At 69.8% G+C, this 1,455-nt stretch carries 1 protein-coding gene; it reads left to right on the plus strand.

Features of this window, described 5'->3' with window-relative positions; all coding sequences use genetic code 11:
- Positions 1-424: 424 nt before the first annotated feature.
- A partial coding sequence (locus Q0112_RS01155) for an IS110 family transposase (RefSeq protein ID WP_297970354.1) occupies positions 425-1,455 on the plus strand: 1,031 nt, incomplete at its 3' end.

Consider the following 1,455-nt stretch of genomic DNA (forward strand, 5'->3'; position numbering starts at 1 on the left):
CGGGGGGTCAAAGTTCGACGCCGATCGGGGGGCAGGATTCCGTGCCGATTGACACCATCGGATCGCCTCGCTGAACGGCCGCGTCCGCACGGAGTCGCACGCGTGCGACTCCACCCAAGGCATTGAAGTCGCTGAATACTCGCTCCGGCATTAACGCGATCTTCATGGCGGTTAACGGGTTTTCGGAGAGCGCCGGTCAGCCGGCCTTACCCCTTTTCATAGCGTCTTCGGCGGTGAGAAGCTGCCGAGGCGCAGGTGATGCGGGTATGGCTGTCATGCCGGCTGCCGTGGATGGCTTGGGTCGCTGAGCCGCCCGCATCGCCGCCCTTGATCGACCGCTGATTACGCGATGCCCTCGATGGCTGTGTAAGGCGATGCAGGCGAGAGGGGGCACGCGGTCCGGAAGCTGAGGGAAGGTGGTTCCATGCGGATCTGCATCGGCATCGACGCGGCTAAGGTGATCCATTGGGCGGTAGGCATCGACGAGGGAGGCCGCGTCGTTCTCGACCGCGCGGTCGAGAACGACGCGCAGGCGATCGATGCCCTGGTGGCGCAGCTGCGCGGGCTCGGGGGCGAAGTGGTGATCGGCCTCGATGTCGTGGGCTCCTTCGCGCACTTCCTCGAAGCCATGCTGCTGGCCGAAGGCTTCGAACTCGTCTACGCGCCCGGGATCGCAGTCAACCGAGCCGGTCAGGGCTTCGTCGGGGGCGAGCGCAAGTCGGACCCGCGGGACGCCCGAACCATCGCCGAGCTGGTGCGAACCCGCGACCTGCGCAGGATCCTGCCTGACGACGATACGCTCGTCGCCCTCCGGCTCAAGGTCGGACGGCGGCGCGAACTGGTCCAGGACCAGACCCGCCGCCTCAGCCGGATACGGGGGCTTCTCTGCGGCATCCACCCCGGCCTGGAGCGGACGCTCGACGTGACCTGCAAGGGCCCGCTTGCGCTGCTGGCGCGCTATGTCACGCCCGCCGAGATCCGGGGCGCCGGCCGGGCGAGGATCGTGGGGCACCTCAGGAAGACGCCGCACCTGCACGGGATCGAGGCGCTGGCCGACCGGGCGCTGGAGGCCGCCCGCGCGCAGCGGATCGCCGTCCCGGGCGAGGCCGTGACGGCCGCCTTGATCCGCGAGCTGGCCGCCGAGGGGCTCGACGCCAGGACGAAGATCGCGCGGATCGACCGCGACCTCGAAACCCTGCTGGCCGACCACCCTGACGGCGCCCTCATCCGTTCCCTGCCGGGGATGGGGGCGGTGCTCGCGGCAGAGTTCATCGCCTGCACCGGCGACATCCGGCGCTTCGGCTCGGCCGATGCGCTCGCCTCCGCCGCTGGCCTCGCGCCGGTGCAGCGCCAGTCGGGAAAGCGCTCGGGATGGCGGCGCGCCTACGGTGGCGACAAGGCGCTCAAGCGCGTCTTCTACCAGAGCGCCTTCTGCGCGGTCACCAGCCGCGACCC

Origin of the sequence: uncultured Amaricoccus sp. (genome assembly GCF_937858865.1) — a bacterium.
Lineage (GTDB): Bacteria > Pseudomonadota > Alphaproteobacteria > Rhodobacterales > Rhodobacteraceae > Amaricoccus.